Origin of the sequence: Chitinophaga sp. (assembly GCF_036566945.1) — a bacterium.
GTDB lineage: Bacteria > Bacteroidota > Bacteroidia > Chitinophagales > Chitinophagaceae > Chitinophaga.
In genome coordinates this window covers 1-4,270 of the sequence record NZ_DATCVJ010000549.1, presented here as the reverse complement: position 1 = coordinate 4,270, position 4,270 = coordinate 1, and the positions used below count along the sequence as shown (strand labels likewise).

The window sequence follows — 4,270 nt, the reverse complement described above, 5'->3', positions numbered from 1 at the left end:
GCAGAAGGTGACGCATACGAACAAACCAGGTTTGCACTGGCAAAAATTGAATCCGCACTCATCAATGCCGGCGCCACCCTGCATGATGTGGTACGCACCCGTATGTTCGTAACAGATATATCCAGATGGGAAGAATACGGCCGGGCACACGGAGAGTTCTTCAAAAGTATTAAGCCCGCTACCACTATGGTGGAAGTAAGTAAACTGATAGATCCCCGCTACCTCGTGGAAATAGAAGTCACCGCTATTGTAGAGCAGAAGGCTTAAAGCGGAAAGCAAAAAGCTATTGAAGCGAATGATTTAAGCGACTAATAGTCTACTAAAATCATTCGCTTCAATAGCTTTATATCCTGAGCGGAGCCCATCTGTTTCAATAGCTTTGTGGCTCCACCCTAAGCCATCAGCAAAAGCCATTCGCTTCAATAGCTTTTTGCTTTTCGCCTTAAGCTTTACGCTTATTTATACAGTTCTGTCCATTTCAGCATACCACCTGCCAGGTTTTTGACATTGGTGAAACCCATTGTTTCCAGCAACATACAAGCCTGACCGCTACGGTTGCCACTGCGACAATAAACGATCATTTCTTTGTCTTTCCACTCTTCAATTTCATCTACCTGCATCTGCTGTACCTGACCTAACGGAATATGTGTACCACCAATGTTGAATTCCGCACGTTCATGCGGCTCTCTCACATCTAATATATAAAGCTCTTCGCCATTGTCTATACGCTGTTTCAGCTCTTCTGCCGTAATGTTTTGCATGTTATAAAGTATTTAAAATCAAATTACATCATTTTCGGTTATTCCTGTTCAACCGGTTTGGCGGCAGCTACACTGTCTGTTACCGGCTTGGTGGCGGATAACCAGAAGTCTACACTTTCCCCTGCTCTCACCATATTAAAGTCGCCGATCTCATTTCTGCGGGTGGGTACCTGCTTAATAATATAAGCATTGGCAGTATCTGTTACATTGGGGTCAATGATCACCGTACCAGGATTCAGGCTGCTGGCGCTCAGTATTTCACGGGCTTCGGCATAGGTGAGTCCAATGAAACTAGGCACCGGGTTTTCCACGTTACCTGTACCACTACCCAGTATCAGGGTAATGTTACTGCCTTCTGCTACCAAAGCACCCGCCTTTACTTTTTTACCATTTAATAATTGTTGTAATACGGAGTTGGTGGCAATATCAGGTCTGTAAATGGTATCCCCTACATTGAGACGCATGCTTTTCAGCATCATTTCAGCGCTACGGAAGGTCAGCCCTTCCAGATCCGGCATTTTCACCATTGGCGCCACCATTTTATTAACGGTCAGGTAAATCGTTCTGCCCACCTTTACCTGTGCACCTTTATCAGGTGTTTGTGCATAAACTGCCAGTGGCTTGATGGAATCAATGTAAATAGAATCCCTTACGTCTGCTTCAAAACCGGCTTTTTCCAGCAGGTCAATAGCTTCCTTTACATTTTTTCCGTGTACATCTGGTACGGTCAACTGTTGCCCGTGTTTAGTGATGAAGCCCAGCAGCGAAAAGAAAATCAGCGCCAGGGCAAAAAACATCGCGATAACAGCTAACAGATTAACTCCAAATGAACGTTTGGTAATAAAGTCGAACACGATAATTATAGTTAAGTGTGATAATCCTTATTTCATGCTCTCTTCCAAAAGCAGGCCATAAAATTCCTGCAGGGTTTTACCTGCCGCCCTTACCTGCTGTGGTACCAGGCTGTTTTCAGATTGTCCGGGCATTGTATTTATCTCCAGAAAATATAATTTTCCACTCTCTTCTTCATATATAAAATCTACCCGCACTATTCCTTTACAATTCAACTTATTATACAATACAGTAGCGGTTTCCCGCACTTGCCGCGCAATATCATCGTTTACCGGAGCCGGGGTAATTTCATTCGATACACCGGGTGTGTACTTCGCTTCATAATCGAAGAACTCCTTGCTGCTCACCACTTCTGTAATCGGTAAGGTGGTAATAGCGCCATTGGAATAATACAGTCCCATGGTTAGTTCTCTGCCTTTGATAAATTCTTCTATCAGGATCTGGGAATCTTCATTAAATGCCTTGTCTATAGCTGGTTGCAACTCTTCTGCGGTCTTCACCTTCGACATCCCGATGCTGCTGCCACCTTCTGCCGGTTTCACGAATACGGGTAAACGCAGTTGTTGCAGTATTTCTGCGGTATGGTAGGGCTGTTGGCGGAAAATATGCACCGATTTGGATACATTCACTACCTCCAGAGCATCTACCACCTTATTGCAATAGCTTTTATTGAATGTCAGGGCAGACGTCACCATGCCACAGCTGGTGAAAGGTATACCGAGCATTTCAAAATATCCCTGTAAACGGCCATCTTCCCCTGGTGTACCATGAATACCAATGAATACGGCGTCAAACCTGATTTTAGTTCCGCTGATGGTTAGAGAAAAATCATTTTTATCCACTTCCGTCACCTGTCCATCTGCACTCGTATGGCTCCAGTTCTCCCTGGTAATGATAATCTTGTAAACATTATATTTACTGCTATCCAGATTATTTTCAATAGTTACGGCACTCTGCACAGATATCACATACTCTCCGGAATATCCACCGGCGACCAAAGCTATATTCTTCTTCATAAGATCTTTTACAATAAGCGGGTAAAGTTAAAGGTTATTTGTTAATTGGCAAGAGCCGCCGCCCTTACCATTGTTGCCGTTCAAATTACATAAAAAAAACCGTCTCCGCCAAAGCGGGAACGGTTTTTTAAGCTTCCTTCAAAATATTTTAAACGTGCAGTTTCGCCTTCTTGCCCATCAGCTCATCTACTGTTTCCTGGTACATTTCGTCCGGAACGCAGCAATCTACCGGGCAAACAGCCGCACATTGTGGTTCTTCATGAAATCCCTGGCATTCTGTACATTTGTTGGGCACAATATAGTAGGCATCAACGCTGATAGGCGCATTACGCTGGTCAGCGTCCATTACACTACCGTCCATCAACGTATAGGGGCCTTTTAAAGTGGTGCCATCGGCCATGGCCCACTCTACACCGCCTTCATATATTGCATTGTTGGGGCATTCTGGTTCGCAGGCGCCACAGTTTATACATTCGTCTGTTATCTTAATTGCCATAGTGTAAACTTTTTGGTTAAGTAGTAAGCCATTAATTTTGTGTGACAAAAATAAAATTTTCCCGGTTTAATTAAGTCAATTATTTATACAGTTTCATGAACATAGCAGAAAAAGAAGTCGCATTAGTGCGCCTGGGGCAGTATCTGGCGGATAAAAGTCCGGAATTGGAAGCAGTAAAAGAGCGTGCTTATATTGCAAATGGATGGTTTATCCCTTCCTTTATAGACAATGCATTGGATAATATCTCCCAATATTTTCTTTCTCCTGCCCCTCTTCAGCAGTGGTTGGCCGGCTATTCCAGGGTTGGGGAAACACGAACACCCAAAACAGTAGGCATCGTGTCTGCCGGTAATATCCCGCTGGTAGGCTTTCACGACTGGCTTTGCGGCTTTGTGAGCGGTCACCGGGTAAAAATGAAACTTTCCGGTAAAGATGAGATCCTGATGAAACATATCCTGGAAAAGATCGGTGAATGGTATCCGGAACAGGCCGGCCAAACCGAAATACAGGATATGCTGAAGGGGTGCGATGCTTATATTGCCACCGGCAGCAATAATTCTGCCCGGTATTTTCATTACTATTTTGCCAAATACCCACATATCATCCGCAAAAACCGTACGTCGGCAGCCATACTCACCGGGAAGGAAACGCCCGCCGAGCTGTCCGCACTGGCAGATGATATTATGCTGTATTTCGGCTTGGGCTGCAGAAATGTAACCAAAGTGTATGTACCCGTGAACTATGATTTTGTGCCGCTCCTCAAAGCATTGGAGAAATACAATTATCTCGCCGATCATCATAAGTACAAAAATAACTACGACTATAACCTGGCTTTGTTGCTGCTAAACGCCAACCCTTACATGACTAACGGCAGCATCCTGCTACAGGAAAACACCTCACTTTTTTCCCCTATCAGCGTATTACACTACAGTAATTATATAGATATGGCCCAGCTGCAACAGGAACTTTCCGGTGAGGAAGCCGTGCAATGCCTGGTAGGTCAGTCGTTTACTCCTTTTGGCTACGCCCAGCAACCTTCCCTCAGCGACTATGCAGATGGGATTGATACGATGAAGTTTCTCCTGGAATTGTAGAGCGGAGGGGAAGGCCTTCGGCCTTTGTCTTTGTCCAGGATTATACTGATT

Annotated in this window: 6 protein-coding genes; 2 read left to right on the top strand and 4 right to left on the bottom strand. The window is 44.5% G+C overall.

What is annotated here, in order from left to right; translation table 11 throughout:
- The coding region (locus tag VIP81_RS16730) for a Rid family hydrolase (protein ID WP_331963266.1) at nucleotides 1–267 on the top strand (267 nt) is incomplete at its 5' end.
- A 188-nt stretch (nucleotides 268–455) separates the two neighbouring features.
- Here VIP81_RS16730 and VIP81_RS16725 read toward each other — a convergent pair.
- The 4 genes from VIP81_RS16725 to VIP81_RS16710 form a co-directional block, all read right to left on the bottom strand.
- Nucleotides 456–761, bottom strand: coding sequence for a rhodanese-like domain-containing protein (locus VIP81_RS16725; RefSeq protein WP_331963263.1), 306 nt, complete (start codon nucleotides 759–761; stop codon nucleotides 456–458).
- A gap of 38 nt (nucleotides 762–799) precedes the next feature.
- Entirely contained in the window at nucleotides 800–1,615 is an 816-nt protein-coding gene (locus VIP81_RS16720; protein ID WP_331963260.1) for a PASTA domain-containing protein, read from the bottom strand.
- 27 nt (nucleotides 1,616–1,642) lie between these two features.
- Nucleotides 1,643–2,629: a D-alanine--D-alanine ligase gene (locus VIP81_RS16715; RefSeq protein WP_331963257.1), complete on the bottom strand. Its 987-nt coding sequence runs from the start codon at nucleotides 2,627–2,629 to the stop codon at nucleotides 1,643–1,645.
- A 148-nt stretch (nucleotides 2,630–2,777) separates the two neighbouring features.
- Nucleotides 2,778–3,125, bottom strand: coding sequence for a 4Fe-4S dicluster domain-containing protein (locus VIP81_RS16710; protein ID WP_331963254.1), 348 nt, complete (start codon nucleotides 3,123–3,125; stop codon nucleotides 2,778–2,780).
- A gap of 95 nt (nucleotides 3,126–3,220) precedes the next feature.
- Between VIP81_RS16710 and VIP81_RS16705 the strand changes: the two genes are divergently transcribed.
- On the top strand, nucleotides 3,221–4,219 hold the full coding sequence (locus tag VIP81_RS16705) for an acyl-CoA reductase (protein ID WP_331963251.1): 999 nt from the start codon (nucleotides 3,221–3,223) through the stop codon (nucleotides 4,217–4,219).
- Nucleotides 4,220–4,270: the final 51 nt, after the last annotated feature.

Excerpts from the sequence above, each read along its gene's own strand:
- VIP81_RS16715 (WP_331963257.1), bottom strand. The coding sequence starts at position 2,629 with ATGAAGAAGAATATAGCTTTGGTCGCCGGTGGATATTCCGGAGAGTAT.
- VIP81_RS16710 (WP_331963254.1), bottom strand. The coding sequence starts at position 3,125 with ATGGCAATTAAGATAACAGACGAATGTATAAACTGTGGCGCCTGCGAA.
- VIP81_RS16705 (WP_331963251.1), top strand. The coding sequence starts at position 3,221 with ATGAACATAGCAGAAAAAGAAGTCGCATTAGTGCGCCTGGGGCAGTAT.
- VIP81_RS16725 (WP_331963263.1), bottom strand. The coding sequence starts at position 761 with ATGCAAAACATTACGGCAGAAGAGCTGAAACAGCGTATAGACAATGGC.